This window comes from Colidextribacter sp. OB.20 (assembly GCF_009911595.1).
Taxonomy (GTDB): domain Bacteria; phylum Bacillota; class Clostridia; order Oscillospirales; family Oscillospiraceae; genus Lawsonibacter.
The window spans coordinates 1-25,196 of sequence record NZ_QWKG01000034.1 but is presented as its reverse complement, the minus strand read 5'-3'; the positions used below and the strand labels follow the sequence as shown (position 1 = coordinate 25,196).

Genomic DNA, 25,196 nt, shown 5'->3' with positions numbered 1-25,196 from the left:
TCAGCTCCTTTACAAGATAAATTTTTTCATCGCATCACTTCCCGCCGACATTGCGGCGGCTCTCTGCTTTGCCCGGTCACGGGCCCACTTCACGTTGTCCGGCTCACCTTTTCCACCGCCCCCGGCCCCGCCGGGCTTGGGGTCTCGTTTGACCAGCTCTGCCTGGACCTGCTTCTTATAGTCCTCGTTGGCCTTCTGCTGGTTGGCGAATACCTTGTCCATGTCCCCGGCGGCCATAGCCTTGGCGGTCTCCTCGGCCAGCTTCTCGTCAAAGCCTGGCATAGCCAGATACCTTGCCTTGTAGGCCGCCTCGGTGCGCTCCCGCTTGAGCTTTTCGTTGTCCGCCTGGAGCGCTTTCATCTGCTCCTGCAAACTGTCCCACTGGGCCTGTTTCTCTGCGGCAGCGGCTTCGTCCTCGGTCATCTTCCCTTGCAGCTGCTTTTTCAGCGCGGCCACCTCGGAGGAATATTTGTCTGCCGTGGCCTTGGAGACATATTGGGTCATGTCTACTCGCTCGGGGATGTCCAACTTCAAAAGGGCCTCGACCTTCTGTTCAGGCGTAAGGGCCTCAAACCCCTCAATGGTTGTGGTGTCGATGTTCGCCATAACAACTTCTCCTTTGCGTTTTTTTAGGTGTTCTCTCACCATTTTTCTGCGTTTGTTTACCCTCTGTTCTCTCAGAGCTTGCGATTTACGGTTTCTCTACCGTGATTAACTGACAAATCGCCAGCAAAATCCATAAGCGTACTTAAATACACAAATGTCTCAATGGTACAAATACGAAGTTTTCCCGCACGTTGGACATTTGCATTTTGCAACAATCCCATCGTGCATATTCTCAATCTGGTCAGCGTAAGCGTACTCCTTGTTATCAGCCTCAAATACGCATCCGCAGTTTTCACATGAAAACCGCTTAATGTCCTTTGGTTTCATCGGATTTCCTTGCTTGATGATGTTCAAGAATATCACTCCTTTACAGCCTCTAACCAACAGCGACAATTTATATGTGGTTTATCTGGAACCTTATTGATGGGATATACTTTTTTATCCCTTGGCCCGCATACAGGACAAACCTTATCGTCGTCCTCCGTCCGCCAGCGCACTTTTTTCACTCCAGCGTCTCGGAACGCCTTCAGCGTGGCCTCATCGGTAACTCTGTCCAGCTCATGCCCTGTGAAGCGGCTCCACAGCGACAGTCCCCGCCGAAACTCCACTGTTTTGCTGGACGTTGCAATCACGCCCTCAATCAGCCGGTCACGCTTACGCTCCACCTCGTGGGTGTAGACCACTAGATATACTGGGTCGTAGCTGTCCAGCAGGGCCAGAATCCAGCTCATGTCCGGCTCTTTCTTTCCATGGGGCTGTGCGTCCTGATAGGCCATCACAGCAAGGTCGAAGAACGCTTTCTTGTTGTCCGCTGCAAGGTCTTTGTAGAGTGCGGTCAGCACCTTAATGACGTTCAGCTCGTCGACATGGAGGAGATTGCAGTCCCGCTTTGCCTTGTCAAACCGTCGGATTGCTTTTCGGTTTAGGAGTTTGCTTGCCTTGTCGGATAACTGATACGGATTTTCAGTCATAGTTCTCCGTTCCTTTTTCTCTTTTTCAGATTATCCGCCGCTTCTTTCTCATTGCTCCAACCACAAATACAACTAGAGGTATCTGTAACGGGGTCCCATTTTATTGACGGACTACCGCAGTTAGGGCAAACTCCATATGCCCAAAGTGGTCCTATGGGGTCACGATGTTCAGTGCTCATTCTTCCTCAGTTGCCTCTTCATCTTCGATAATCGAAATGGGGCTAAAGTTTCGTTTTCTTTCCTGCGCTACACACTGGCACCCACACGCCGGGCAATCAAATGTATCGTAAATGCGCTCTTCTTGATTGGATTGAAGTGAACAGAACAGCCCAAGTCTTCCTCCATCTCTAGAAATATAGTGGCTTTCGGATTTCGCTTGAAATTCAAGACCACAAATCTTACATTTCAGCATTTTCGTTTTCTCCTTCCTCACTCACAATAGTCTCTATCGGCTTTTCCCGTTCAAGCCGTTCCTCCATTTCTGCTTGCTGCTGCTCATAATGCTCCATGGAGATACGATACCACTCCTCAGCATTGGGCATCCCGGAGATGACCCACGGGATCTTCGGGTGGATCTTATCGTTGTTCAGGCCCTCGCAGAGAATCTGCATCCGGCTCTGCATGTTGGACAGGTTGTTGCGCGTGTGCTCGATCTTGATATCGGACACCGCCAAATCTAGGTTGGTCGTTGTCCGGCAGATATAGAGGGCGATTTTTAGGAACTGCCGCTCAGAGCGGTTGAACATCTTCTCCGTGTCCTCTGCTCTACTCTCTGCCGCCTGCCATCCGTCCCGCATGATGGTGGCCCGGCCCGTGTCGCTGGTGGAGCTTCCGCCATTGCGGTTTGGCATACCGCAGATGGTTAGAACAGCGTCGTACAGATCATCCACGATGGTCTGTACCCCGCCCTGGTCAAGCTGCCCGTCCACCCGGTATACCTTCGCAGGCTTGCTCGGGTCACTGGAAATCATTAGACCTAACTTCTCCCGCAAATCGTCGGCTTTTTCCTGGTCGATCTCGCAGTTTTCAAAGACCAGAATAGACTCCACGAACTGTTGGACATCGTCCACCCGGCTGCTCTCCAGCTCGTTTATGGCATTCAGAAGAGAAATTACAACCTCAAACGACCCCATCCTGGATGTGTTGTTTTCATACTCAATAATTGGGATATATGGGACTGTCCTGGGCTCACTATTCTGAACCTTGTCCCCCTTGATTTCGCAGTAGAATTCTTCGGTGTAAACACAGTGCATCCACTGTCCGTCCTCGTCCTTCTGGCAGATGACCCCCGCCATAGGCTTGTGGCCCAAGCCGCTGTGGTAAATGACAAAGGCCTCCCGGGGGTCCAGGCTGTAGATCAGCAGAGGGGAACCGTTTTCCTCCGGCTGTTCGTCCGAGGTCACCATCCGCACCCCCACGCCGCAGATGTGCATCCAGTCCACGATCTCCTTGTCCAGGGAGACCTTGTCCTCGGCAACCATATAGTCGTTAAACTGCTTGACCTTCTTAGATGTTTCGTCGTCCCCACCGTTGGAAATATACTGAATCGGCTCATCCAGGAAATAGGCGGACTTAAAAGTTACGATCTCATTGGCCCGGTTGACTACGACCTTGTTGTTGATCTCCGGACGAATCTGCTTCTGCTTGCAACGGATGTCCTGTTTCCCTCGTAAATAGTCGTAAAGGTATTGAATCTCCCGTTTGTTTTTCTGATGGGTGGAGTATGCGGCGGCGACCACATCCACCACGTTATCCGGCGTAATCTCCTTTTTGTCGGTGAAGCATTTACGCCGACCATGCAAACCATCATCTGGCCACAGGGAGAGCACAGTATCATGTTCGGTCAAGTCATCACCTCCAAGGAAAAATAAAAAGGGCCAGCCGTCAAGTATTCCTTGACAACTGACCCTGTGGTCCTCACTTCCAACGCCAGTGCGTTGGCGCTTACGATATTTTCTTTTTCTCCACCAGAAGGACGATTGGCTCACCATTGTCACAGCGCACAACAGCTTCCGTCTTTCCTTTGTGGTTCAGAGCTTTCTCAATCGCCTCGATATGCTGAGGCGTAAGTTTTACCGACACGGCAACGCTCCCCAATGCAATTTCTTACTTTTATTTTATACTTTTGTTGACCGAAAGTCAATACATTTTTTTGAGTTTTTATTCTGATTTCCGCTTCTTAAACCAAGCTCTTTTCGAGGTTGCTCTACACTTCTCCCCGCAATATAACTGCCTGGATATTTTCGGAATAAACTCTTTTCCACAAACCTTGCATTTCTTTGGAGGGAAATTCTTGCCATAGGTATCTTATTATAACGGTCTTTGAAAAACCTCAACCTTATTTCCAACTAACGACCTGATTTCGTTTTCTAGGAGGCTTAAACCGTCCGGTGCATCGTCGTGAGGTACTTTCCCCGTTCTGGTGTAGGTCACAAGCTCCCGCATCATCAATCCATACTGGCTCTGCGGCTTATAAAGGGATTTATCCTTGAAGTAAAAATGCTTGATGATACCATCGGAGGCCATTTCAATCCGGGTCTGCTTGTTACTGATAGTCCGCTTCGACCGCATACTGATTTTCCCGCCCTGCTTCTTTACCAGCTCCTTCACGTCACGAGCATAGTAAGAACCGGCGTTATTGCTCTCGAAGGTCGCCACGGATACCTTGTGGTCTACCAGCTTCTTTGCGCATTGAGGTTTTGTATGCTCCGGGGTGCTGTTGTCAAATACCACATCTTCGATAAACACATCCTCGCCGTAAATATAAGCTATCGGCAACATCACACTGTCTCCCCCGCCCTCCGCAGTATCACACACGGCAATAATTGCGTCCGGGTCACGGTCAACCGGAAGTTCAAAATATCGGTTCAACTCATTCTCTGGGAACAGTAGGCCCTTTGCCTCAAACGGCTCCTGTTGGAATTGGCTAGCCCACTGAACAGGGGTAACAAGTTCACGCTCCCGGCGGTAATACTCTGTCGTGAACATTGGCTTTCCGTCCAACACAACAGAAAAATTGCTTTCGTCTGTCACAGGGTCAAGGGCCGGGATTTCCAAAACCTTCGTTCTCCATCTCATTGTCGGAGCTATCTCTTGCAAGCGCCCCAGTGGGTCATAGAGGCTATAACGGGTGCCTTGCGCCACAATCGGGCATCCTTCCAACCGGCGGCCCAGAAGATCGCCGCGCACTTTATCCCACAGGGTATCAAGGCGGCTCCTGTTATTCGCCTCCACTTCATCAGATACAAGATCATCCAGGTACATAAATCCTTTGGGTGTTGCCTCTGTTGAACCAGTCAACGCCCCGTCAATACTTCGACAAGTGAAGGTTGCAAACCGCTTCTTCTTTCCAAGGTGGATAGTCTTTTCATCTGCATTGGTTGCTATCAGTTTGGCTTCCGGGAATACTTCATAAAACAAGTATTCTTCCGGCTTTTGCAAAACGTCAAGCATCCCATTGTAAAATGATTTCACCAGGTCATTGCCAGCACCGCAAAGGACGGAAGAACCATTTGGCTCCCGTCCACCAAGAAATAACCCGAACCACGTGCCAATCGTGCTCTTTCCTGTTCTTTTCGGCTGGCTCACTGTAAGTAGATCGAGTTTCCCGTCTGCAACTTCCTGGAACGCTGTGACAATAGGTTGCAAAACCCGTCTACGTGGCATATAAAACCGTTTGCTTGGTTCTCTGCCCCATTCTATGTATCTCAAAAAGCAATCGAAGTCATAGGGCGCATCAAACAGCAGCGACCGCTTGTTCAGCTCCAGCATCCGGGCGCTGCCTTGCTCCACGGCATACTTTCCGGACAGCCGCCGTACTTCCTTATTGCGCCGGTGTGCAGCGTCGAAGTCGTCAGCCTCCAGCAGCCTGATGATCTCGAAGTAGTCCCCCAGCGCCGAAGGGTCGGACAGGTCTTTCCCAGCGGCTTTTATAGCTAGTTCCTTTAGGTTCATACTTCACAGTTTCCTCCTTGCGTATTCTGCCATCAATAGCGCCTCCGCATATCCGTCATCGTCTTTCCTGCATCGGTCCGTCCTCCGCAGAAACACGTCCGGGAACAAACGTCTGCACACGGCAATGGAACTGTTCTTATCCCCAGTTACCTGAAACTCCTTTTTCCATTTCTGAGGAGTTACCAGCTCATACGGAATCGAGTAAGCCGCAAGCAGCCCCTGTATGAATCCGAAGTTCTCTCCAAACTTGAACATAGAGGTCACGCCCTGGCCCGGCATCGCTCCAACACGTTCCAAGCAGCACCTGCATTCTGTTCCTTGCAGATAAGACAGTGATTCCTTATACGTATCCTCTGAAAAACCAAATAGCTCCACCGTACCGTTTTCAAGGATCGTCGCCAGCGCCCCGCTCTTTCCGGGGTCTATCCCTAAGTAGTTCACATTCCACCACCTTTTTGTTTTTTGAAAAATTTTTGAAAAATGCTATTCCCAACAGGAACGCAGCTTTTGGATATCCTTCCACTCTCCACGGGCAAAAAATACCGGGTTAAACTGATATAGGCCTCGGTCCATTCGAAGCAATACTCCGCATTTCAGAAAGTCAGAAACGGCGTGGTCTACCCGGCTCACGCTGACGCCAAGTTCTCCAGCGGCCTTCCGACGCATTGGAGCACCAAACTCAAATACCTGTTCTGCGTTGGCGTAGGGGAGCATCCGAATCATCCACCACAGTATTGGCCAGCAGTACATAGGCATTTCCGTAAGATTGGGCAAACTGTCCAGATAGACCTTCACGTAGGGTGGCTCACTCTTTGCCGGAGAGACATAGACCGTGGATTGGCTCTTTATCTCACCTGTTAGATCGCTCAACTCTATCACGGTCCGAACCGGCCTCACTGAGCTACCACCTCACTCCTTCTTGTCAAAAAACGCAGTATGTCTTGTCAAAAAACGCACGAATCCTTGTCAAAAAATGACAAGATGAAAAAACCGTAAATCCGTTGCGGCAGAATGGATAGACCTGATTTTTCGGGGTCAATTTCCCTCTTTTCTATAACGGCAGCTTTTTTCGCCTCAATCTTCTGCCGTTCCCTTCTTCCCAACTTGGTCTATCACAATCGGCTCCTCTGGCTCCAGTTGGTGTCTGCGCACCAACAATACGTCGTACCCGGCAGCGTTCGCCAACTTCACCAGCGTCGATACTTTGCTGTCATTGCGGTTTATCGGTGAAGATATAACGCCGTATGTAACACAACCAGCCTTTTCTGCCCATAATTTATACGGCAACTTCGACCGCTTTGACATCGTTTTTAACGCCTCTGAAAGGGTCACTTCTCCTTCACCACCTATTTTATACCAATTATATTATATCACTCGTTTGGATGTTAGTCAAGGGGCTTTTTTATTTTTTCGGTGGTTGAGGGGTTAACCAACACCAAAAGAAAGCTCAGATATCCCCCAGGGGTGCCGGTAGTGGGTCCCCAACAAAAAATAGCTGTGTCACAATGAGTTTAACCGCATCAGATCAACAAAAATATAATTTTGTTGACCGAAATAAGCCTGATTTACCAATACATGGAAGTATTTATAGCATAATGCACAAGAGATTTTAGTATTCATTCGTTCGCATGATTTTATGCAAACCGCCCCCTTCAAATATAGTTTTATACACCATGTAATCCAATATTAAAATTATATTATATAATTTACAAAATCACGTTCTTTTTGAGCACCTCCACTTTGTTAATGGATTAACAATCTCTCCATCTCCACCACATCCACAAAATAAAAGCTGTGACATATTAATATTACCACAGTCATACAGTCGCAAGGTATGAATATGCGCCTATAAGTTAGCCCGCAAGGCCGACGGCATCCGCCGCCGCTGGTGCAAGCCCAGCCGCCGGAGAAATCCAGCGGGCGCTCATGGGTAAAGGATACCATCACCGCAAGGTGCAGCTTAAACCGGCAGTAACAGCACGTAAGAGCGCAACGGGCAGCCGGAAGCCCGCACAAGACGCAACCTGGAGACCTGCGAACGCTCCAGAGGAAAACAGATTGACGCAGGCCAGCCCCGCCAGAGAGGGCAACAGAGAGCACCGCAGAAGTGAGAGCGGAAAGAAATTTAAGAACCTTGAAAAAACCATTGCCATACTGCTAGTAGTATGTTACAATTAGACCATCTTAAAGAAAGGAGGACTAAGTAATGACTGAATCCGAGAGACAGGATGCCAAAAAGTCGATGGCGTACGATTTGAAGCTTCTTTTTAAGGAGAAGCAGGACGAAGAGACTTACAAGGCAACCGAAGCAATTATCGACGCTTATATTGCAGGTATGCAACAGTAAGACAAACGGGGCCGGGGAACCGGCCCCGCTCCCTAAAAGGAGGGAAAAGCCATAGAAACAGAAACGAAGCGCAAGACCCACACCAGCAGCGAGGTAAAAGCCCGATACAACAAAAAAGTATATCGGCAATTTTCCGCCAGAGTGAAACCAGACCTATCTCAGCGAATAGAAGATTACACCACAAAAGAGGGCATCAGCAAGCCTGAGTTTCTCCAAAGGGCAATAGAGGCCCTGGACCAATAATAACCCGCCTCCGTGCCGCAAACACGTAATGAGGCGGGGCCACCACCGAAGCACTACACAAACAGAGGGGGCAAGCTATATTATAGCCGTTCTGCCTCCAAAAATCAAGGAGAAGTTATAATGACAAGAGAACAGCTTAACGCCAAACTTGACCGCAAGGATATTTCCGGAATTGGCGTGGAATGTGTCAGCCCAAACGGCAACACAATCTATTATTTTTACGAGGACTTCGACGGCCCTGCTGATGGCATCAAAAGAGCCATGAAACAGCTCTATCCCCTGATGAACAAGGGCAAGATCGCAAAGCTTACATTTATTGAGCGGCATAGAGAGGAGGCCACAGCATGAAAGTCGACAACGAATATCTGGAATTTTTGACCGATGCCATAGCTGGTATCGACTTGACCCAAGGGGAAAAAAGGACTTTAGAATGGGTAGCAGGCTGGGAGAAATCCACGGTTAAAAATATCGCAAGCATTATTATCAAAGCAAAGGCGGCCGCACAATGAGCCGCACATGGACAACGCCCGCAGGAGAGCGTTATACCCTATATCAAGATATGCTTTCCCAGCCTCATTTAATGGTAGCTGGAGCCACCGGAAGCGGTAAAAGCGTGGTTATCAACGCGCTGATCTATACCGCCCTCTGTAAGTTTCCGCTGAGCGCCGAGAGCAAGAACAGCGTCGGCTTTATCTTCATCGACCCGAAGCGGGTCAAGCTGGTGGACTACAAGGAACTCCCACATACACTCAGATACGCCTCAGAGCCCGCCGAAATGGTTCAGGCATTGGAGCATGCCATGAGCCTGACAGAGGACAGATACCGCCTTATGCAGCGCCAGAGGGCCAAGAAATGGGGCGGAGGACAGGTCTACGTCATCATTGACGAGTTTGCCGACCTGATGACTACAAACCGCAAGCAGGTCCAGCCTCTGATTCAGCGCCTTGCCCAGGTAGGTCGGGCCGCTGGTGTCCATATCATCCTTGCTACTCAGTGCCCCCTTGCAATGACGGGAGATTGCATCATAGGGATTACTATATCCCAATGCCCTTGCTACATCTGTAGCCGAAAACAGCACTGCGCCGTTCTCTTTCAGTGTTCGGACAGTCCCAAACTCTGGGTTGTTAAAAATCATAATCTCATTTATGTAATAGCCTCCTTAAATTACCTATGCGGTTTTCTTCGCCTCAGAAACATCATCCGAGCAGTCGATATCCGCCTGGAAGTCCCGGCAAATCATCGCTAGTAGGTCGCTTATACCGCTCAGTGCGTCCACCGGAATAGAAGATACTTCCGCAACTTCCATAAGCATATTTACCAGGGAGCGGCATCCGTTCAACCGGTTCATGATGTCTTCGAGATTTCCAATAGACATAAGTTTGTTCATAGTGAAAATCCTCCTCTTGATTTCCACCGAAAGAGAGGCTATAATAGATTTAGCCTCACTTCGGTGGTGGTGATTTAGGGTTTCGGTCGTTCTTGTCACGGAGGGCCGAACCCCTTTACTTTTTATCCGCCTTTATCCCAATTTTTATCAAATCCAAACAAGTTTTCTTTGATTCCTTGCAATATTCCATAATTTCATCCTTTTCTACTTGGGTTACTCTTATGTGAATACTTGCACTCCTCGGGTTTTCTATGGGCGGTCTTCCTGTTCTGGGGGACACTTTCATCACCTCACTTTCTGCGTCCGCACTTAATATAATACTGCGTCCGCAAAAAGTCAAGAGGTTTTTAAAAAATTTTATGCGGCGAGCTGGTTGAGGGAATTGTTTTTCTGAATGAACGCCTTCACTTGGTCATATTCCCATCCACAGTCTACCAACCCGCTGACCAGACACTCCATGGACTGGACTGCCCGCAGTTCCTCTGTAGTGAAACAGTCCCGCAGGTTTTCCTTTTTCCCAATACCGAACTTTTCCCGCAGTTGGTTGGCGTTCATGTTGAATAGGACCTTATAAATGCAATTAGTATAGGTAGAGTAGGCATGTCCGTGCATCCTGGCGTCCTCAGTAGACTGCTGGAGGGCTTTGGTCAGGGCCTGCCGGACGGCGATGCCCTTTTGCCGCTCGATAAGCTTACCCCGGAGCGCTTCCTCCATAGCATTGAACTGCTTGATATATGCCTCTTTGAACTTCATAGCCAACTCGCCGGTGTAGCCCATGACCAAGAGAGTGAATCCATCACGGGTCATCACAATAGCGTCTTGTTTTCGGTTCATACTGTCGGTGTAGGAGATCGGCCCAAAATTGGACTGATTAAACTCCTCGCTGCAACCCAATTCACGGATGTCACGCAGGACGTGCTTATGCTCTTTCCCAAATGTCTCCGCCACATCCAGGCTTGTGCATCCGACGCGCTCTTCACGGCCAAATTTCATAATTTCTACGTACATATCTTTCAATCCTTTCGTTGATTTGAAAAATTTTTCCGCTATCTCGATATGAGGTTGTCAAGGTGCAAAATCTAGTCCTATTCCTTTTCTTCCTCTATGATAACTGTTCCCTCAATCCGCTTACGCAGCTCTTCGAGATTCTGCAATTCACCAAGCGGGTTTTTCGGGGCTACAACAAGGTCTTGCACATCCTTGTAGTTGAACCAGTTCTTCAGCAGAAAGATCCCGGATGGTGGGCTAATCGCCCCAGTCCTCAAACTATTTACCAAATCCCCTTCAATGCTGTCCCAAGCGTCCTCTATCAACTTCTGATGTGTTGAAGATCTATATTCTCCGTTTCTCCATCTTCGTAAAGTTCCAGAACTTATTTTCAACCATTTTGCAAGGTCAGCGGGTGAAATTGCAATATCGTTTTCGTTGCAGAAATGAAAATAGCTGTTTATTCTGTTTTTTACCTGGGAAGGGTCGTCCTGATCGTATGGCGGGATATTTTTAAGCAAGTTTTTATATCTCCGATACCTTTGCTGAGGTTTTAATTTATCCAAATCAGGGTCAAGTTCTAAAGAAAACCAGCCATCTCCTGGCATTATTTCAACTTCTGATTTATCCTGCGACTCTTCCAACTTCTTCTGCATGTACTCTTGTCGGAGCTGCACCCAATTCCCCGCCTTAGAATGGCTGTTAAGTGACGGGACAGAGATACCATACTTTTCTGCAAGAGGACGCTGTCCAATGGTGGTTGTTATGTATTCCTTCTTGATTTCTTCCCAAGGGATTGCCACATCCCAACCCCCTCTCCTATGTATTTTCTCTTTGTCCGTGTCATGGATAAGTACGGGATAATAATGTTCTCCGTGGCGCTTCCAACGGTCTTTCCGCAGATACCAAACCGACGCCCGTTAAACTCCCGCATGGCCCAGTCGATGAACGCAACCATCATGAGGGAGGTCTTGCCGGACCGCACCGCACCATCGCATATCAGGGCGTCGTAGGAACTGTAGGGGAAAGATAAAATCTCAAGTTGTTTTTCGCTAATCGGAAAATTGTCGAACTTTTCCAAGATTTTCTTTTGCTTGTGGCTAATCACGTCTTTTCCCCCAACTGCAAAATCCATCTTCGTTTTCCCAAGACCATTGTCCACCGCAGACCTTACAATTATATTGCATTGCGCAATTCTCTGTCCCTCTTAATGCGCAATCCTTGCACCTTACAACTTGAGTTGCCCCCTTATATATTTCACACACTTCCACATGAGAACAAGCAATAAATCTTTCATATTCTCCACAGCAATATGATACCGTTCCAATTCCTTGGCTTCCAGATGGGTCAAAGTGGTCACAGGTCAAGCAGCAATCTTTAAGTCTGATTTCAATTTTCTTCATCGCTCTCCAACCTCTCTCCCAATTCTCTCAGGCTCCGGCTCAGGTCATCCTCGGTGGTTTCGTCCTTCGGGCCAATATCCTCAACAGGCTTATCTCTCCACTTATCAGGACGTCGGTTCTTCAGCCAAAATATCTGCGCGGTGGTGTTGCCATCAATCGCAGATTTCAGCAGAGCATTTTCCACTTCAAAGTCTACAATTTCTTTTCCCTTTTTTAGGACCTGCGAAATCTGCGGATATCTGATTTTCCAATCATACAAAGTCCGAATACCAATACTCATTTTTTCGGCTAATTGTTCATCGGTCAAGCCGTCCCTGGCCCAACCTTCCAGCAGGGTCAGCCCGTCCTCCGTCAGCCAATATTCAAACTTTCCTCGGGCCATCCCCACCACCTCTCCTCAAAATCAAAATTCCTACAGCTTTACCCTCTGGACAAAACCACACTTTTTACAGCGGTATATCTGACAGTGTTCCGTCCCGACCCATGGATCAGTAGTCCTTACCAGTGCTAGAAATTCAAATTCATGCTTGCAGGCGCACTGTCGAAAGTAATTACAGATTGTTCTTAGCATTGGATGTTTCCTCTTTATCCCATAAATTACAGCAACATCAATGCAACGTCCACCAACCATAGAAGTAATTTGAATATTGCGCCGGATACTGTACACAGCACTGTTGCAGCGAGTTCACCAACTGCATTCTCTGTTGCGCCTGCAATGCTTGCATTCGCAAGCTTTCGTTTTGTGCCATCAAAGCGTCTATTGATGCCCTTGTGCTCTGCGTCTGGGCAAGCAAATCAGGATTATATGCCGGCACAGATTGACAAGGCTGATAAAACACATTTTCCTGAACAGGCTTCGTTTTTCTCCTGCTTACCCACTCCAGGGTGCCATCCTCATTCAGCCGCAGCCCGTCCAGCCCCCACCAGAGAATGATAATCTGGTCGACCGGTTCCTGCTGTTCCAGAATATCAAGGGCGGCTTTCTCCATTTGGTCGTAATATTCAGAAACGATAAACGGTTTAGGCGGTTCCAATTTCTTGCTCTCATATGGTCTCTCGTTAATCAGATAAATGAGCGTGCAAATGATAATTGCTACCGACATTCCGATTACCCAAGCAATCATTTCAAAAACTCCTCCCACAGCCGCAGGAACAGAAACCGCAGTTTCTCCGGGTCAACCTTGCGCTCTATCATCCAGGCCCGGAAATCCTGCCACAGCGCTTCGCTCTCAGCTGCGTGTTGCTCCAGGTCACGCTCAAACAATTCGGGCTGATAGCCGTATTTGCTGGAGACTTCTCCCACACGGTGGGAAGTTTTGATTTTTTGGCGGTTCATTTGGGCGGGCTTGGAAGAGGCATCCAGTGAGATACATATTGTCCAAACCAACTCATAGGGCCTTGCGGTGCAACCCACGAATATTGGGTCTTGTTATTTCCGGACACCTCATCTTTTATAAATTTTGCTACTTCAACCCCTCGTCCCCAGTGGCTTTCCTCAAAAATCAGTACAATATCTCCATAATTCGGGAGACATTCCGTCATGCTGATCCACTTCATCGTCCTTTTCCTTCCTAAATCCTCTGTCCGGTTATCTTCACCGCATAACAGTAACTTTCACAATTATCAAGGCTGAATTATCACAAAACCCACTCCGCCGTCTGCTACTCAACACCTAGACACGTGACTATGCCGTTGGTCTGCGTTGCCACTCCACCGCGCCTCGCTCTTACTTCGCAGGGACAGCCTTGATAATCACGGTACATCTCAACCCCTCCGCAGGTGTCGTCTGTCGGAACCGTAAAACTTTACAAAGCCGGGGTCAGCCAAATAAATAATTCAATTTCGTTCACCCTGCCGCTTTCGCACAGCGCATAGGGAAGACTCGTCTAGGGACTTACGCATCGTGTGCGGCCGCAAGGTGATGTCGTACCTCTGGAGCCACCGCCCGGTATCGCCCCGGTGGGTGGCGTGTCTGGTGGCCCATCCAGGAATCGAACCTGGGCCAGCCGGTTATGAGCCAGCCGCTCGACCTTCGAGCTAATGGGCCGTAGTGACTGGCTTTTTCTCACCAGCTTGCGGCAACAAGCACCAGTCATGAGGATTTAGACTATCACATTTAAGGAGCGTACAGCCCCTGGCTCCTGCGCCGGGTGGCTGCGTATGTGCCCCGCCCCCCCTACTGATACCCCACGTAGGTACGCAGGGCTTCGGAGGCGGCAGGGCCGGTGCTGGATACTCTCCCTCTCGACCTCTCCAGCGTTGCGCCCTCCCTACTAGGTGGCCACCCTTAACAACGTCGTGCGCGTCCCATATTCCCCGCTTAGATTTTCACACGCCTTCCGATTGAGACACCGTGTACTTTAGCGTCTCCAGCGCAGTTTTCAGCGGAGTTTGCCCCATTCTGTCCCGCAGGGCTTGCGGGTGCTCCGTGGCCTTTGGAGCGCAGCCGCTTTCTATGTGTCGGCACACCGTGGGAAGTGCTGGCCTCCCACGCTTGCCCCTCCAGCAAGGGGTCCGCCGTTACCCTTCTCCGGTGCATAACTGACGGTCTAAGCCTCCGGTATAGTGTCTTTCCACAGTCAGCTCCGTGGCCTTTGGAGCGCAGCCGCTGGCCGGGGTCGAACCGGCATCGCCCACAGTTTTGCTTCCGTGCTGCTCTACCATTGAGCTACAGCGGCATAGGTGCGGCGGGGGAAAGAGGCAAAGCCCCGCCGCCATAGGAATGGAGGTCTGCGGGCATGAACGAACCCGCAAGGCTATTATCATCCTGGTGGCCTCACCATTTGGTGCCATTTGGCACCATTTTTGTTTAAAATCCGTTTTACGATTAAGATTTATGTATTTCTCTCCGGATTATTGGTTAGACCAGCCATATAATCAAGAGATACATCAAAATGATCGGCTATACTGATAAACTCTGTCAGCCCCGGCTCTCTCTCCCCCCGTTCATAGCGCCTGATAGTGCTTCGATCCAGGCCGCAGAGCTCAGCTATCGCATACCGCTTTCGGTGCCTTTGTTCCTTTCGAACAAGCGATCTCAGCCGCTCAGGGAACTTGGTTTCTGGCATGTGTCCACCTCCTCCGGTTTGCGGCGGTAGGCCAGCCATGTCTTGCCATAATCGGCAAAATCGAATGAATTACAGATAACACAGCCATTCATCCCAACGAGCATCCTTCCAAAAAACTGCCCATCCACACTGCCACACTGTACCATCCTACCTATCATCTCCCGCAGTTCCTCCAGGGTCAGGGGGTCGTTGGGCGGCAAGATCATCAGTTGGCCGTCCTTTTCGGCCTGGGCAAGTTCGCAAATTCGATTGATAGATACACCATCCACATCCGTTATCTTTGCAAGTTCTCTCCCTAAAAGGACAATTTTCATTGCGACTACTTCCCCTGGTTCCAGCCCGGTGTCCTCGTAGGCGGCAAGTTTCAAAAATCGTTCTTCCGGAATGGTGCGTGGGTATCCATTTTTTAAACGGTTTTCATATTCTTGGCGTTGAGTGTCCGCTTCTTTTTTATTGGTCAGTCGTTCCATCGTTTCCTCCAATCCTCAGATGCTCCGGGTAGGTCTCTGTCACCAACATCACCCGGCGGGCGGGGGTGATTTTGTGGCGGTTCATTTGGGTGGCTCAGGAAGCGGCATCCAGTAGGTGGGTGTATATGTCATCCGCTGGTGCCATGTATCCATCCACACATTCTTTCCTGCATAATTGGCAACAACGCCATAATCCCAATACGGATTGCAAATCAGCACTGGAACGCCTGTCTCCGGCAACCTATCCTTCACGCTAATCCATTCCATCTTTCTTGCCCTCCCAATTCTCTGTTGGTTATCTTCACCGCATAACAGTAACTTTCACAATTACTAGGGATGAATCGGTCAGTCATTGAATTCCGCCGTTGCAAAATCAATCTCAGGCATACCCAAGCATTGAACAAAATCTATCGCTTGGTCCATCATCTTCCGATCTTGCGCTTCCTGAGATTCTTTTTCATCATCCACCAAAATCTCTATTGTTGCCGTCATGTATATTTTTACAGGTCTATAGCGTTCCATTGTTTCCTCCAATCTTACGTTCCAGTTCCGGAAGTTTCATAAAGCACCCCCAAAATGTACCTGATTTTTTCCCGCTGTGATGTCCAAACAACGGTTTTTGCCCAATTGCTCTCCAGACTTTTTCAGCAGAAATATCATACTCCGACCACTTGAAAATCAGCACGCCATCCGGTTTCAGGACTCGCATACATTCCAAGAATCCATCATGTAACATCTGTGGCCAGTTATCGTCCAATTTCCCATATTTCTTGACCAACCACGCCGTTTCCTTTGCTCCTGTAAGATGGGGCGGATCGAACACAACCAGAGAAAAAGAATTATCAGGAAATGGAAGGGCTGTAAAATCGCACAGAATATCAGGTTCAACTTTCAGGGTACAGTTCCCTGCGTTTTTCCAAAGGTGGTTGTATTCCTCCTGCCGCCGGTCACAATACACAGCGGCAGGGTGGTGCTTATCAAACCAGATAGTACGGGCACCGCAGGTAACGTCCAATATCTTTTTATCCATCGGTTATCCTCCTCTCCAGCTCCTCCCAGGCCTCCTCGGTGAGGGGGCGGCCACACGATTGGCAAAAATTGTTGGGCTTATGTTTGGAATGGTTAATGCAACTAAATGTGCAAATAGTATCCATATTTCGCACGTCATATCTAATGCACGTTTTGCACCACGGCGGGACGCATTCTTTGCATCCCACCCACCGGCTCCTGTCCAGCTTCTTGGGCTGGGCGCGAAGAGCGGCAATGGCCATATGGCAGGCTTCTTTCAGCTCGTGCACGCTAGTATCCTCCATCTGTTCCCCTGGCTCATAAGTAACAACAATGCTTTCTATTTGCTCCATCAAACCAAGGGCTTTGATCGCTTTTTCTCTGGTCATAGGTCACACTCCCATCAAATCAAACAAAGTTTCTTGTCCACCCTCCAGGGCGTCCTGACGCTCCATATCCACAAGCATTTCGCTCCAGGCTCTGCCGCAAAACTCTTTTGATATTTCAAATCCATAGCTGTTACGGCCCAGTTCGTATGCCGCCCGGAGGGTTGAGCCGCTGCCGGCGCAGGGATCAATCACCACATCTCCGGGATCGGTAAAAATTTCAATCAGCCGTTTCAGGAGTTTCACCGGCTTTTGGGTATCGTGGATCTTCGGGACACGGTCTCCGTCTCTCTCCCACGGGAACCAGTTAAACACCATTCTGCCATCGTTGTTGAATTTCGGGAGCTTGTCCCGGTAGAGCAGAAGCCCGTACTCCGTAGCGCCGACTATCTTCATATTTGCCTTGAGCACCTGCGGGGAGTAATTCTTGATGAACACCAGTGGAATATGATGAGAAAATCCGTATTTTTCACCGTACTGCACCACTGTCTGAAGCTGCTGAAAGGAGCAGAACACCAGCATGGCTGGAGCTTTTCCTTTCTCCTTTGGCTCCTTGATTAGCAGCCGGTTGCAAAAGTGGAAATATTCCGCAATGTTGAATTTGAAATCCGTGTGGAAGAACGCTTTTCCAGCCTTCTCGCTCTCACCATTGCGCCGGTCTCCGTCCTTCCACCATAGCGGAGAGCTGCCAAAAGCGTCTGTCCCGACGTTATATGGAATATCCGCGATCACCAGCTGAGCTTTCTGAATGTTGTAAGATTTCCAGTTTTGGAAATTATCATTGTAAAGCTCGCATTTGACGCTCATGCTTTTCCCTTTCTATTCAATTCTGACCTTATGAAATCTACTGGATGGATACACCCCATTCAGATATTTACTCCACGTGGATGTCACGGTTGTCTCAGTAGTTCCGACAATCAAGCCGATTTCTCTCGCCGTGTTCGCCACAGCCACTGGAAGAAACGGAGGTTTCTTTGAGTAAAGCACCCATACAAAGTTTTTCAACTTATTTCGCCTCCAAAATCTCAATTTCCACCCTGGGACGGGGCTTGTCCACTATAAAGCGGTCTGAGAAGCTGTCAATATTAGACCATCCGTCATTCCTCAAGACTTTCAGGTCCTTCACAAGAGCGTCCTGTATAACCTTCCTGCCAAAGCTGGATATGTTGTCTTTATCTCTGCATTGGTTCTTTTCCACCCAGGTGTACCGCATAATCACCGGTTCCCGCAGTGGCTGGCGCAGCTGCCGCCGCATGACCAGCGCCACATCCCGCTGCCACTTTCGCTTCATGGCCGCGCCACTCTGCCGGTGGGAGCGCTCCGCTGTTATGTAATCGTTCAATCCGGGCAGTGTCATAGGCAGGACCAGCCTTTTCGCCGCTGTCCAGTCCGGTGTCCGCCCGTAGGCATCCAAAGCGGCGGCGAGAGCGTCGGCCACTTCCAAATGTTCGGCCACTTCTGCGATTCCACACAGCTTCGCCCGGTTCAGTTTCCGCATGATCTCAGCCTCTACCAGAGCGATAATTCGATCTTTATCCATTGCGCATTTTCATCTCCCAACTGTACAGTTTCGCCGGGCTTCCGCCCTCAGGGAAAAACCTCCGGGACGGCTCGTTGAAATCCAGTTTGATCGTCCCTCTTGCCCCGTACTCCCGGTTCTTCATGATGGTCACCAGGGCGTCGCAGCCCTTCTCCTCCGGTGTGACCCGCTCGACCTTGAACACGTTATCGGCCCGGTTTGTGATATCCCCACTTCCACCCACGTCATCGGCCTCCAGAGTACGCTTCCCCTCTGTTTTTCTTGGGTGAGCTACCAGGTGGACATGTACATTCAGTCGCTTGCAGAAGTCAACCAGACGGCCTGTAAAGACCGACTGAGCCCTCCAGAAGCCCAGGCTCGCCTCCTCCCGCAGCTGGGCCGTCATGATGTTATCCACCAGGAATACATCCGCCCCATAGCGCCGGTTGGCGTATTCAAACAGCTTCAGGATCGTGTCCTCCTCATGGGCGTTCTTCCGCCCGATGTCTGTAAGATAGAGCCGTCCATCCCACCACTCGTTAATCCACGGAACAACCTCTCGCCTCACGTTGTAAATCGTTCGGTCCGAGGCCGGGTCCTGAACCTGCTCAACGTTGAGATAGCCCGCAGCCTGCTGTAACAGGGCCAGCTTAAAATCCTCTTTCGGCAGCTCCCCGGAGTAGGCGCAAACCACATGATTCTGATTGACCGCCTCCAGCAGGATTTGACCCAGCAATGTGGACTTTCCTTCGCCGCGTTTGCCTGTCCAGACAGACAGCGCTCCACCGGAGAATCCCCCTACCGCCTTGTCCAGCTTTGGCAGCCCGGACACAACCCGGACGGCGTTCTTCCGCCTCGACGTATCAATCTCGGCAATGTTCAAAAGCCCGGCTATAGGGATTTCCTCGGCGTCCAGAAGCAGCTTGTCCGCTGCGGCAGGCCCCACATTCTCGTACAATTCACGGACACTTCCGGCCCCGTACCACGCGTTGTCGGACGGGATCATCACCGGGACCGGCGACCGGGCGGAAAGCTCCCCGGCAATTTCGTCCTGAGCCGGGCCTGGCGGGACCGCGACCAGGATATACGGAAACTGAGCCAGCCAGTCGATCCAGGCGTTAATATCGCTCCAGGGCGACGATTCCGGCTTGCACACAGCGTTGACAGATATCAGATCCATGTCAATCACGTTCTGGCACCACCAAAGCCCGAACGGCGCCTGATTGGGGTCAATAAACCTCTCAAGAAACATGATCGCTCCGTTGTCACAGGTATTCATACCCGTCGCTCTCCCCCTGTTTTTTCTTTTCTCTCTGGGCCTCTATAGCGTCCCAATCCGCCAAACACCGCACCCCCTGGGCCTGTTTTGAGCGCAGAATCCCCCGGACGTAGGACCATTGGGTCTTTCGTTCATCCTGTGCGATCTGAATTGCTCGCAGACAGCACTCCTGCCCCATCACCTGGATGAATCCCAGCATTTCCGCCACAAGCTGCTCTGAGACGTTGGGGTTGATCCGGTCCATGTAGGCCGACATGACGGCGGCGACGGCGGGGTCTTTCTTTACATCCCCGTCAGGGGATGTTTCTTTCTCTTGTACTGTACTGTACTGTGTCCCTGGAATTTCCTCGGAATGTCCGTAAATTTTCCGTGGAATTTCCGTGGAATTTCCAGAGAGCTTATCAGGATTTTCCATGGAAAAGGCTTTCTTTTTTCGGTCATTATCCTTGCGCTTTTTCTTGGTAAAATCCCCGTTCAATTCCGCCCACCCGTGCAGAAAATTTCCGCTGCCGGATGCATCCAAAAAGCCGCAGTCAGTCAGAGCGGCCAGCAGAGCTTTGGAGCTCTTTTTCCACCGCATGATGTCGGCGATCTCCTGGGCTGGAAGCTGCCCTATGTTGCCGTCCTCGTTGCCAGACAGCTTTGCCCAGGCCCAGAGGCGTCCCAGTTTGCCAACCAGCGTGTCCACATCCGTTTTCAATGTGGCGGACAGTTTCAGCATTTTGGGGTGCGTGTACAGGTTGCAGTCTATGGCAAACCATGTAATCTTCATATTTCCACCTAGAATGGAAGATTTCCGTCATCGGTGGTCAGGTCCGCAAAGGGTACATCCGGGTCAGGCTGAGCGGGGAAGCCTCCGGCGGGGGCGGAGTACCCGCCATAGCCGCCGGAATAGCTCTCCTGCCCGCCGGAGCCGCCCTCCCGCTTGCTGTCGCCAAAGTAGACGCTGTCGGCCACCACCTCGGCGGAACGGCGCTTGTTGCCATCCTTGTCGGTCCAGTCCCTGATCTGCAAGCGGCCCTCCACCACGGCCATGCGACCCTTGGAAAAGTAGCGGCTGACAAACTCGGCGGTCTGCCGCCAGATCACGCAGTCAATGAAATCCGTGGCCCGCTCGCCGGTCTGCTTATCCTTAAAGTCCCGGTCCACCGCCAGCGTGAAGCTGGCAACAGAGGCGCCGGTCTGGGTGTGGCGCAGCTCCGGGTCCCGGGTTAGACGGCCCATAATGAAAATCTTGTTCAGCATTTTGTATCCTCCTTTCTGAGAAGTTCTGGGTTGTCGTGGATGTTTCCTGTGACCTCAAATTCGTAATCTTCAAGCCAATCCTTAAACGGTCTATAATACCCTTGCTTTCTATGCAACCCAAAAGCACCGAATTTCATTTCGACATCTCCTTTTTCGATATGGTAATCAACAAAATTCCCACCTAAATATTGTCTGCAAGTGATGATATCCCCCTCAAAGATCTTCACGCCGTTCTTGTCGGTCAGACCGGTGTACTGGCCGATAGTGGCGGGGTCAACCTCATAAAAAACAATCCTAATCTCATACCTGTCGCTTGTGGTGTCTTTGGCGTCTGTCACGACCAGCCCGCCAACAAAGGCTCGTTTTCTATCGATAAGCCCATCGTCAAATAAGTATCCAAAGGCCCATTTTCCGTTGTTCGCCTGTTTCCCCCGAAACAGAATTTCACGCATTTCCATTCCTCCCGTACTTAACGTAAATCACAGTCTTGTTCCCGTCCTTCCGCCGCCGTTGCCAGACGGTGTACCCGGCGTGGAAAAGTGCCAGGCACACCGCGTCCCGCTCAGCGGGGGTGTTGATGTCGAGGGTTGTCCAGTCCACTATTATACCTCCTCTGGTGGAATCGGGAGCGGCATCCAGTGAGTAACCGGAAGATCAATATCGCAATTGTATACCTCGTCTGGGTTAAAATGACGATATTCCCACCAGCCAACTGGAATTAAATATTGGTCGTTTTCTTCGTCGTAATCAAAATCTAAGTCGTACCAAATCCAAATACTGTCATCAGTAGAAACCTTTCCGTCCTCATATATAGCGGTTGTGATAATCTTGTGACCGCTTTTGTTCACAGTAAGAACAAGAACTTCAACCTCCGGCTCCGGCATTTGCTCCTTTACACTAATCCAGTCCATCAGACATCCTCCGAAAACGCCGTATATTCGGTCCACAGAATGACATCCATTTCCTGCGCTGTAAAACTATCTGAAAGCGTCCATTTGCCGTCCCTGTAATTGCACAGCCACATGGAATTTGTATCATCCTTTTTCCCGTAATACAAACCGGGAGATTTGGGCGGGTCGGTCTTGGCGTCGTGCCAAATCGTGGGCTTCTCAACCGCAAGGGCACTTGCGTCCCCATCTATTACACAAAGAATATGGGCATAAGGTATTTTGTTCTTCACGCCGTTGCGAAACAAGTCGGCGCGCCCGGCCTCTTTGACCAGTTCGTAAAGCTGGCTGACCGTAATTTCGGTGCGATCCTCCTTAGAAAATGCGTCCATGATTCCCATTTAGACTTCCTCCTTGTCCATTTTGGCCCCGCAGTTGGGGCAGTATTTGAAACTATATGCTCCACAAGTGAACCCACATTCTGAGCAGCCACTCAGCATAGAGCCAGGAATACCGTTATCAATCCACCGCCCATGCACCACCGGGGCAACGTCGGCGGCGGGAATAACGTCAATGTCGGAAACGTGCAACCTAACAACACCACACCCATTATTAAAATAGCGACGATAAATCTCACTCTTTTCAATGTATTCAGCCATCTTTATTCCTCGCTTTCAGGTGCCAAATGCGGCACAATGTTCTGTCCAGCACAATCCCGCCGGGGAGGTGGTATTTTTCGAAAAACTCCTGATCGGACATGGTGTGGGCCTCCTCATGCAGCTCCGGGCAAAGGGGGAGGGCTTCCAGCCCCTCGTGAAGGATGTCGGTACGGTCCCGGCCCATGCCCACCCGGTCCACGTGGTGGAGCTGGGCAGGTCGTCCCGTAACGCAGCACTTCTTAGCGATAAGACAGGCGTAGATGTAATCCTGTACGTCGTCCACGAAGTTTAGAAGCGGGAAAGAACAGGGGATATCCCAATCCAGAATGAACCGCACCAGGAACCGCTGAAAGCCGCACACCAGGGACATGGGGGCATTGCTCAGGCTGAATATCTTGTCCGCAGTCTCGTTCAAGTCCTCCGCAATGAATTTCAGCTTCATCCATTCTTTTGTAGGATCGGCCCCCATGCCGGTGTAATTGGATATCTCCCGAAGCAGGGCGTAGCAGGTCTTGCGCTGCCTGCCAGAGAGGGGGCGGCTGTCCACCAGCTGCACCAGGCAGGACTTGTACTCCCGCTTGCAGAGGGTGAAATAGTCCTCGTACCGGGCCCGGATGAGCACGTCCCCGGTGCGCTCATCGTAGCCAACAATCCGGCCCTTTACGGTATCAATGGGGGATTTCATTGGGCCGCCCTCCGCTTCCTTTCCCGTTCATTATCCATACTCCAAAATGCTTTGTAGATATCCAGACCTCCGGCATCGGTCAAAAACCGGATAAATTCAGCAATCGTTTGCGCGATGGGCCGGAAATCACCTCGGCGATAGGTCTCAACATAGCAATTTGAGCCATCGAAGATCAGATAATCAAACCGCTTTGCCTCGGGAAGAAGATGAAGATACAGGGGGTGCTGGGGGCTGTTTTGGTATTTCCCGTACTCATAGCGGACAACCTTTTTAATATCCATGATGACACCGGCCTTGATATAATCGCATACGCCGTAAAGGCAGAAGTCCATTCCATCCACAGACAAGCTGCCTGTAATGGGGACTTGGGACAGACCGCCATCACACCTTTTGGCGACCCGAATAGCGGCTTGAATCCATTTTTCATTTACAGTCTCGTCAAAGCCGGCTCCCGATACAATACGGTTGACCATATCCTCAAACAACGTTCCATCCTGCATGGCTTTTGTGGGGTCCTTTTTCTCCCGCCGTAACGTGGACAGGAATGAATCCCAGGCCGTTGCGGCATGTTCCTCCTCCGCGCCGAGGTAATAAATCCAGGCGGACAGAAGGCTTTGCGTCATCCAATAGGTCATGTGGGATCAACCTCTTCCTTCTCATAGGCCCCGTTCTTTATGACGATACCCTGATCCTTCAGCCTTCGCATAAACAACGTCCGCAGCTCCGTTTTACTTGTCAAGGCATGCTCCAGGTCAGTGATATCTTTTGCGGCGTCTCGCGCAGTTTCCGGGTCAATCACCCTCTCAATCATTTCCTTGCCGGCCGACATAGCAGCTTGATACGCGTCCCGTTCAGCCTGGTATACCTGGGCCTCCTCACTGATCCGCTGCTGGGCAGAGTGAAACAGATCAGTCAAAAACACGTTCGGCTGTCCAGGGTGGAGGACAGGGACCTGTATTTCGCCGGAGATACCAAAACAACCCTTTGCGAAATACTCATCAGTTGGCGTAAACCCGATCACAGGTTTCCCTGCTGAAATAAACATGTGGCCTCCAAAGTCCGCCGGTGTCCAAACAATATCCTTTGCGGAGCCCTCGCAGGAGAGGCGGGTCTGTATGGTATCGCCCTTCTGCTGCTCGGTGGTATGGAATACGACCACCAGATTTTTACAATCCTGTGACCTGATCTGAGCGCACAGCCGGTCAAATTCCTGCTTAATCACGCCGAACATAGCCATGCCATTTGTAGCGGCCCGCTTGTCCTGCCGCTTTGCCCAGGGCTTCATGAGTTGGATGAGGGTGCCGCCGGTGTCAATCACGATGGTCTGAGAGGCCTTGTAATCGGGGCTCTGCATGTCCTCGAGCAGCTCATCATAAGTAGTGGTAGTGGACACACCGACCAAAGAATCCCGGTGCTCCGCCTTTACCCGTGCAATCCCATTGTCTGTATCAAACAGGAACGGCTTCGGCGCGGAAAGAGCAAGGGTCGTTTTCCCTAAACCGGGAGCGCCGCTGATAATCATCATAAATTTCTTGTTTGAGAAATCCAATTCGTTCGGTTTTCTTACTGCCATTTTGCTTCCTCCTCAATTCTTGCGCACACCCCGCATAACGGGGCAGGGTCGAAAATATTGAGCCTGCACCCGCAGACCTGACATAGTTCATCCCATACAGGCTCCGGTTCATCCAGCGGCGGCTCCGGGGCGTTGAAATACCCGGTCGGGTTGGTGGGGTGCATCATTCCTCTACCTCCACAAATTCGCCGTTTTTAAGCTTGTACCGAACATTCGGCTTGACCTTCTTGCCGTCGACCAGGGCACATTTCCCATCCTTGATATCCCATTTTCCATCGATTTTTTCCCACTCATAGACCGTAATCCATGATCCTACCTTCTCAGCCATTGCGGTTCCGTCAATCCCAAATGAAGCCGCAATAGAATGTTCTCCATGCACTTCGGCGTGGCCCCAGTCACCCTGTGCGGCGGCGTGGCCCCAGTCACCCTGTGCGGCGGCGTGGCCCCAGTCACCCTGTGCGGCGGCGTGGCCCCTGTCACCCTGTGCGGCGGCGTGGCCCCTGTCACCCTGGGCGGCGG

38 protein-coding genes, 1 tRNA gene and 3 pseudogenes are annotated in these 25,196 nt (G+C 50.5%); 4 read left to right on the top strand and 38 right to left on the bottom strand.

Translation table 11 applies throughout. The features are described 5' to 3' along the window. Nucleotides 1-9 precede the first annotated feature (9 nt). From D1641_RS09585 to D1641_RS09555, 7 genes are all read right to left on the bottom strand, one after another. Nucleotides 10-606, bottom strand: a complete 597-nt coding sequence (locus D1641_RS09585) for a hypothetical protein (RefSeq protein ID WP_160665082.1) — start codon at nt 604-606, stop codon at nt 10-12. Nucleotides 607-765: 159 nt separating this feature from the next. Continuing rightward, the gene (locus D1641_RS09580) at nt 766-960 is read right to left on the bottom strand and encodes a hypothetical protein (RefSeq protein ID WP_160665080.1); all 195 of its coding nucleotides are present in this window, start codon (nt 958-960) and stop codon (nt 766-768) included. A gap of 5 nt (nt 961-965) precedes the next feature. Continuing rightward, nucleotides 966-1,577, bottom strand: coding sequence for a hypothetical protein (locus D1641_RS09575; RefSeq protein ID WP_160665078.1), 612 nt, complete (start codon nt 1,575-1,577; stop codon nt 966-968). 175 nt (nt 1,578-1,752) lie between these two features. Next, a complete protein-coding gene (locus D1641_RS09570) occupies nt 1,753-1,989 on the bottom strand; it encodes a hypothetical protein (RefSeq protein ID WP_160665076.1) in 237 nt (78 codons plus the stop codon). Next, nucleotides 1,976-3,424: a phage portal protein gene (locus D1641_RS09565; protein WP_160665074.1), complete on the bottom strand. Its 1,449-nt coding sequence runs from the start codon at nt 3,422-3,424 to the stop codon at nt 1,976-1,978. The genes D1641_RS09570 and D1641_RS09565 overlap by 14 nt, the downstream gene beginning before the upstream one ends. A 463-nt stretch (nt 3,425-3,887) precedes the next feature. Beyond that, nucleotides 3,888-5,531: a phage terminase large subunit gene (gene terL, locus D1641_RS09560; RefSeq protein ID WP_160665072.1), complete on the bottom strand. Its 1,644-nt coding sequence runs from the start codon at nt 5,529-5,531 to the stop codon at nt 3,888-3,890. Nucleotides 5,532-5,534: 3 nt separating this feature from the next. Beyond that, the gene (locus tag D1641_RS09555; RefSeq protein WP_160665062.1) at nt 5,535-5,972 is read right to left on the bottom strand and encodes a hypothetical protein; all 438 of its coding nucleotides are present in this window, start codon (nt 5,970-5,972) and stop codon (nt 5,535-5,537) included. Between the two features lie 1,765 nt (nt 5,973-7,737). Between D1641_RS09555 and D1641_RS09550 the strand changes: the two genes are divergently transcribed. The 4 genes and pseudogenes from D1641_RS09550 to D1641_RS19430 form a co-directional block, all read left to right on the top strand. After that, nucleotides 7,738-7,878, top strand: a complete 141-nt coding sequence (locus tag D1641_RS09550; RefSeq protein WP_160665060.1) for a hypothetical protein — start codon at nt 7,738-7,740, stop codon at nt 7,876-7,878. Between the two features lie 363 nt (nt 7,879-8,241). Further along, on the top strand, nt 8,242-8,469 hold the full coding sequence (locus D1641_RS09545; protein ID WP_160665058.1) for a hypothetical protein: 228 nt from the start codon (nt 8,242-8,244) through the stop codon (nt 8,467-8,469). Further along, entirely contained in the window at nt 8,466-8,630 is a 165-nt protein-coding gene (locus tag D1641_RS09540) for a hypothetical protein (protein WP_160665056.1), read from the top strand. The genes D1641_RS09545 and D1641_RS09540 overlap by 4 nt, the downstream gene beginning before the upstream one ends. Next, nucleotides 8,627-9,106: pseudogene (locus D1641_RS19430) on the top strand (FtsK/SpoIIIE domain-containing protein); the annotation flags it as partial. The gene D1641_RS09540 and the pseudogene D1641_RS19430, both read left to right, overlap by 4 nt. 15 nt (nt 9,107-9,121) lie before the next feature. Here D1641_RS19430 and D1641_RS19855 read toward each other — a convergent pair. The 31 genes and pseudogenes from D1641_RS19855 to D1641_RS09385 form a co-directional block, all read right to left on the bottom strand. Continuing rightward, nucleotides 9,122-9,268: pseudogene (locus tag D1641_RS19855) on the bottom strand (BRO family protein); the annotation flags it as partial. A 597-nt stretch (nt 9,269-9,865) separates the two neighbouring features. Further along, the gene (locus tag D1641_RS09530) at nt 9,866-10,516 is read right to left on the bottom strand and encodes a Rha family transcriptional regulator (protein ID WP_160665054.1); all 651 of its coding nucleotides are present in this window, start codon (nt 10,514-10,516) and stop codon (nt 9,866-9,868) included. A gap of 77 nt (nt 10,517-10,593) precedes the next feature. Continuing rightward, nucleotides 10,594-11,298, bottom strand: coding sequence for a hypothetical protein (locus D1641_RS09525; RefSeq protein WP_160665052.1), 705 nt, complete (start codon nt 11,296-11,298; stop codon nt 10,594-10,596). Beyond that, nucleotides 11,259-11,630: a hypothetical protein gene (locus D1641_RS09520; protein ID WP_160665050.1), complete on the bottom strand. Its 372-nt coding sequence runs from the start codon at nt 11,628-11,630 to the stop codon at nt 11,259-11,261. Before D1641_RS09520 ends, D1641_RS09525 begins: the two co-directional genes overlap by 40 nt. A gap of 254 nt (nt 11,631-11,884) precedes the next feature. Further along, nucleotides 11,885-12,280 (bottom strand): helix-turn-helix domain-containing protein, encoded by a 396-nt coding sequence (locus D1641_RS09515; protein WP_160665048.1) that lies wholly within the window; start codon nt 12,278-12,280, stop codon nt 11,885-11,887. Between the two features lie 226 nt (nt 12,281-12,506). Next, nucleotides 12,507-13,022: a hypothetical protein gene (locus tag D1641_RS09510; protein ID WP_160665046.1), complete on the bottom strand. Its 516-nt coding sequence runs from the start codon at nt 13,020-13,022 to the stop codon at nt 12,507-12,509. Further along, entirely contained in the window at nt 13,019-13,234 is a 216-nt protein-coding gene (locus D1641_RS09505) for a hypothetical protein (RefSeq protein ID WP_160665044.1), read from the bottom strand. Before D1641_RS09505 ends, D1641_RS09510 begins: the two co-directional genes overlap by 4 nt. After that, nucleotides 13,231-13,455 carry a DUF551 domain-containing protein gene (locus D1641_RS09500; protein ID WP_160665042.1) on the bottom strand — a complete coding sequence of 75 codons (225 nt, stop codon included), beginning with the start codon at nt 13,453-13,455 and terminating at the stop codon, nt 13,231-13,233. The genes D1641_RS09505 and D1641_RS09500 overlap by 4 nt, the downstream gene beginning before the upstream one ends. Nucleotides 13,456-13,871: 416 nt before the next feature. Next, nucleotides 13,872-13,945 (bottom strand) — tRNA-Met (locus D1641_RS09495). A gap of 556 nt (nt 13,946-14,501) precedes the next feature. Then, nucleotides 14,502-14,576: pseudogene (locus D1641_RS09490) on the bottom strand. A gap of 156 nt (nt 14,577-14,732) precedes the next feature. After that, nucleotides 14,733-14,966, bottom strand: a complete 234-nt coding sequence (locus tag D1641_RS09485) for a helix-turn-helix transcriptional regulator (protein ID WP_160665040.1) — start codon at nt 14,964-14,966, stop codon at nt 14,733-14,735. Continuing rightward, nucleotides 14,936-15,436, bottom strand: a complete 501-nt coding sequence (locus D1641_RS09480; protein WP_160665038.1) for a hypothetical protein — start codon at nt 15,434-15,436, stop codon at nt 14,936-14,938. Before D1641_RS09480 ends, D1641_RS09485 begins: the two co-directional genes overlap by 31 nt. An 81-nt stretch (nt 15,437-15,517) precedes the next feature. Then, entirely contained in the window at nt 15,518-15,703 is a 186-nt protein-coding gene (locus D1641_RS09475; protein ID WP_160665036.1) for a DUF551 domain-containing protein, read from the bottom strand. A gap of 78 nt (nt 15,704-15,781) precedes the next feature. Then, entirely contained in the window at nt 15,782-15,958 is a 177-nt protein-coding gene (locus tag D1641_RS09470; protein WP_160665035.1) for a hypothetical protein, read from the bottom strand. Beyond that, on the bottom strand, nt 15,945-16,466 hold the full coding sequence (locus tag D1641_RS09465; RefSeq protein WP_160665033.1) for a methyltransferase domain-containing protein: 522 nt from the start codon (nt 16,464-16,466) through the stop codon (nt 15,945-15,947). Before D1641_RS09465 ends, D1641_RS09470 begins: the two co-directional genes overlap by 14 nt. After that, the gene (locus D1641_RS09460) at nt 16,459-16,833 is read right to left on the bottom strand and encodes a hypothetical protein (protein ID WP_160665031.1); all 375 of its coding nucleotides are present in this window, start codon (nt 16,831-16,833) and stop codon (nt 16,459-16,461) included. Before D1641_RS09460 ends, D1641_RS09465 begins: the two co-directional genes overlap by 8 nt. A gap of 3 nt (nt 16,834-16,836) precedes the next feature. Beyond that, nucleotides 16,837-17,637, bottom strand: coding sequence for a site-specific DNA-methyltransferase (locus D1641_RS09455; RefSeq protein WP_160665029.1), 801 nt, complete (start codon nt 17,635-17,637; stop codon nt 16,837-16,839). Nucleotides 17,638-17,836: 199 nt separating this feature from the next. Continuing rightward, the gene (locus D1641_RS09450) at nt 17,837-18,370 is read right to left on the bottom strand and encodes a hypothetical protein (protein ID WP_160665027.1); all 534 of its coding nucleotides are present in this window, start codon (nt 18,368-18,370) and stop codon (nt 17,837-17,839) included. After that, nucleotides 18,363-19,628, bottom strand: a complete 1,266-nt coding sequence (locus D1641_RS09445; RefSeq protein WP_160665025.1) for a DnaB-like helicase C-terminal domain-containing protein — start codon at nt 19,626-19,628, stop codon at nt 18,363-18,365. Before D1641_RS09445 ends, D1641_RS09450 begins: the two co-directional genes overlap by 8 nt. Continuing rightward, nucleotides 19,615-20,400: a hypothetical protein gene (locus tag D1641_RS09440; protein WP_160665023.1), complete on the bottom strand. Its 786-nt coding sequence runs from the start codon at nt 20,398-20,400 to the stop codon at nt 19,615-19,617. The genes D1641_RS09445 and D1641_RS09440 overlap by 14 nt, the downstream gene beginning before the upstream one ends. An 8-nt stretch (nt 20,401-20,408) precedes the next feature. Next, nucleotides 20,409-20,873, bottom strand: a complete 465-nt coding sequence (gene ssb, locus D1641_RS09435) for a single-stranded DNA-binding protein (protein ID WP_160665021.1) — start codon at nt 20,871-20,873, stop codon at nt 20,409-20,411. Continuing rightward, nucleotides 20,867-21,325 (bottom strand): YopX family protein, encoded by a 459-nt coding sequence (locus D1641_RS09430; RefSeq protein WP_160665019.1) that lies wholly within the window; start codon nt 21,323-21,325, stop codon nt 20,867-20,869. The genes ssb and D1641_RS09430 overlap by 7 nt, the downstream gene beginning before the upstream one ends. Continuing rightward, entirely contained in the window at nt 21,318-21,473 is a 156-nt protein-coding gene (locus D1641_RS09425; RefSeq protein ID WP_160665017.1) for a hypothetical protein, read from the bottom strand. The genes D1641_RS09430 and D1641_RS09425 overlap by 8 nt, the downstream gene beginning before the upstream one ends. 2 nt (nt 21,474-21,475) lie before the next feature. Beyond that, on the bottom strand, nt 21,476-21,784 hold the full coding sequence (locus tag D1641_RS09420; RefSeq protein ID WP_160665015.1) for a DUF551 domain-containing protein: 309 nt from the start codon (nt 21,782-21,784) through the stop codon (nt 21,476-21,478). After that, on the bottom strand, nt 21,784-22,161 hold the full coding sequence (locus D1641_RS09415; RefSeq protein WP_160665013.1) for a hypothetical protein: 378 nt from the start codon (nt 22,159-22,161) through the stop codon (nt 21,784-21,786). The genes D1641_RS09420 and D1641_RS09415 overlap by 1 nt, the downstream gene beginning before the upstream one ends. After that, nucleotides 22,162-22,419 carry a hypothetical protein gene (locus tag D1641_RS09410; RefSeq protein WP_160665011.1) on the bottom strand — a complete coding sequence of 86 codons (258 nt, stop codon included), beginning with the start codon at nt 22,417-22,419 and terminating at the stop codon, nt 22,162-22,164. After that, nucleotides 22,412-23,104: a putative HNHc nuclease gene (locus D1641_RS09405; RefSeq protein ID WP_160665009.1), complete on the bottom strand. Its 693-nt coding sequence runs from the start codon at nt 23,102-23,104 to the stop codon at nt 22,412-22,414. The genes D1641_RS09410 and D1641_RS09405 overlap by 8 nt, the downstream gene beginning before the upstream one ends. After that, the gene (locus D1641_RS09400) at nt 23,101-23,739 is read right to left on the bottom strand and encodes a hypothetical protein (RefSeq protein ID WP_160665007.1); all 639 of its coding nucleotides are present in this window, start codon (nt 23,737-23,739) and stop codon (nt 23,101-23,103) included. Before D1641_RS09400 ends, D1641_RS09405 begins: the two co-directional genes overlap by 4 nt. After that, nucleotides 23,736-24,677 carry an AAA family ATPase gene (locus D1641_RS09395; RefSeq protein ID WP_160665005.1) on the bottom strand — a complete coding sequence of 314 codons (942 nt, stop codon included), beginning with the start codon at nt 24,675-24,677 and terminating at the stop codon, nt 23,736-23,738. The genes D1641_RS09400 and D1641_RS09395 overlap by 4 nt, the downstream gene beginning before the upstream one ends. Then, nucleotides 24,668-24,844: a hypothetical protein gene (locus D1641_RS09390; RefSeq protein WP_160665004.1), complete on the bottom strand. Its 177-nt coding sequence runs from the start codon at nt 24,842-24,844 to the stop codon at nt 24,668-24,670. Before D1641_RS09390 ends, D1641_RS09395 begins: the two co-directional genes overlap by 10 nt. Next, nucleotides 24,841-25,005, bottom strand: a complete 165-nt coding sequence (locus D1641_RS09385) for a hypothetical protein (RefSeq protein ID WP_160665002.1) — start codon at nt 25,003-25,005, stop codon at nt 24,841-24,843. The genes D1641_RS09390 and D1641_RS09385 overlap by 4 nt, the downstream gene beginning before the upstream one ends. Nucleotides 25,006-25,196: the final 191 nt, after the last annotated feature.

Coding starts and splice junctions, on each gene's coding strand:
- D1641_RS09585 (WP_160665082.1), bottom strand. CDS start 606: ATGGCGAACATCGACACCACAACCATTGAGGGGTTTGAGGCCCTTACG.
- D1641_RS09575 (WP_160665078.1), bottom strand. CDS start 1,577: ATGACTGAAAATCCGTATCAGTTATCCGACAAGGCAAGCAAACTCCTA.
- D1641_RS09570 (WP_160665076.1), bottom strand. CDS start 1,989: ATGCTGAAATGTAAGATTTGTGGTCTTGAATTTCAAGCGAAATCCGAA.
- terL (WP_160665072.1), bottom strand. CDS start 5,531: ATGAACCTAAAGGAACTAGCTATAAAAGCCGCTGGGAAAGACCTGTCC.
- D1641_RS09550 (WP_160665060.1), top strand. CDS start 7,738: ATGACTGAATCCGAGAGACAGGATGCCAAAAAGTCGATGGCGTACGAT.
- D1641_RS09545 (WP_160665058.1), top strand. CDS start 8,242: ATGACAAGAGAACAGCTTAACGCCAAACTTGACCGCAAGGATATTTCC.
- D1641_RS09540 (WP_160665056.1), top strand. CDS start 8,466: ATGAAAGTCGACAACGAATATCTGGAATTTTTGACCGATGCCATAGCT.
- D1641_RS09530 (WP_160665054.1), bottom strand. CDS start 10,516: ATGTACGTAGAAATTATGAAATTTGGCCGTGAAGAGCGCGTCGGATGC.
- D1641_RS09520 (WP_160665050.1), bottom strand. CDS start 11,630: ATGGATTTTGCAGTTGGGGGAAAAGACGTGATTAGCCACAAGCAAAAG.
- D1641_RS09515 (WP_160665048.1), bottom strand. CDS start 12,280: ATGGCCCGAGGAAAGTTTGAATATTGGCTGACGGAGGACGGGCTGACC.
- D1641_RS09510 (WP_160665046.1), bottom strand. CDS start 13,022: ATGATTGCTTGGGTAATCGGAATGTCGGTAGCAATTATCATTTGCACG.
- D1641_RS09505 (WP_160665044.1), bottom strand. CDS start 13,234: ATGAACCGCCAAAAAATCAAAACTTCCCACCGTGTGGGAGAAGTCTCC.
- D1641_RS09500 (WP_160665042.1), bottom strand. CDS start 13,455: ATGAAGTGGATCAGCATGACGGAATGTCTCCCGAATTATGGAGATATT.
- D1641_RS09485 (WP_160665040.1), bottom strand. CDS start 14,966: ATGCCAGAAACCAAGTTCCCTGAGCGGCTGAGATCGCTTGTTCGAAAG.
- D1641_RS09480 (WP_160665038.1), bottom strand. CDS start 15,436: ATGGAACGACTGACCAATAAAAAAGAAGCGGACACTCAACGCCAAGAA.
- D1641_RS09475 (WP_160665036.1), bottom strand. CDS start 15,703: ATGGAATGGATTAGCGTGAAGGATAGGTTGCCGGAGACAGGCGTTCCA.
- D1641_RS09470 (WP_160665035.1), bottom strand. CDS start 15,958: ATGGAACGCTATAGACCTGTAAAAATATACATGACGGCAACAATAGAG.
- D1641_RS09465 (WP_160665033.1), bottom strand. CDS start 16,466: ATGGATAAAAAGATATTGGACGTTACCTGCGGTGCCCGTACTATCTGG.
- D1641_RS09460 (WP_160665031.1), bottom strand. CDS start 16,833: ATGACCAGAGAAAAAGCGATCAAAGCCCTTGGTTTGATGGAGCAAATA.
- D1641_RS09455 (WP_160665029.1), bottom strand. CDS start 17,637: ATGAGCGTCAAATGCGAGCTTTACAATGATAATTTCCAAAACTGGAAA.
- D1641_RS09450 (WP_160665027.1), bottom strand. CDS start 18,370: ATGGATAAAGATCGAATTATCGCTCTGGTAGAGGCTGAGATCATGCGG.
- D1641_RS09445 (WP_160665025.1), bottom strand. CDS start 19,628: ATGAATACCTGTGACAACGGAGCGATCATGTTTCTTGAGAGGTTTATT.
- D1641_RS09440 (WP_160665023.1), bottom strand. CDS start 20,400: ATGAAGATTACATGGTTTGCCATAGACTGCAACCTGTACACGCACCCC.
- ssb (WP_160665021.1), bottom strand. CDS start 20,873: ATGCTGAACAAGATTTTCATTATGGGCCGTCTAACCCGGGACCCGGAG.
- D1641_RS09430 (WP_160665019.1), bottom strand. CDS start 21,325: ATGCGTGAAATTCTGTTTCGGGGGAAACAGGCGAACAACGGAAAATGG.
- D1641_RS09420 (WP_160665015.1), bottom strand. CDS start 21,784: ATGGACTGGATTAGTGTAAAGGAGCAAATGCCGGAGCCGGAGGTTGAA.
- D1641_RS09415 (WP_160665013.1), bottom strand. CDS start 22,161: ATGGGAATCATGGACGCATTTTCTAAGGAGGATCGCACCGAAATTACG.
- D1641_RS09410 (WP_160665011.1), bottom strand. CDS start 22,419: ATGGCTGAATACATTGAAAAGAGTGAGATTTATCGTCGCTATTTTAAT.
- D1641_RS09405 (WP_160665009.1), bottom strand. CDS start 23,104: ATGAAATCCCCCATTGATACCGTAAAGGGCCGGATTGTTGGCTACGAT.
- D1641_RS09400 (WP_160665007.1), bottom strand. CDS start 23,739: ATGACCTATTGGATGACGCAAAGCCTTCTGTCCGCCTGGATTTATTAC.
- D1641_RS09395 (WP_160665005.1), bottom strand. CDS start 24,677: ATGGCAGTAAGAAAACCGAACGAATTGGATTTCTCAAACAAGAAATTT.
- D1641_RS09390 (WP_160665004.1), bottom strand. CDS start 24,844: ATGATGCACCCCACCAACCCGACCGGGTATTTCAACGCCCCGGAGCCG.
- D1641_RS09385 (WP_160665002.1), bottom strand. CDS start 25,005: ATGGCTGAGAAGGTAGGATCATGGATTACGGTCTATGAGTGGGAAAAA.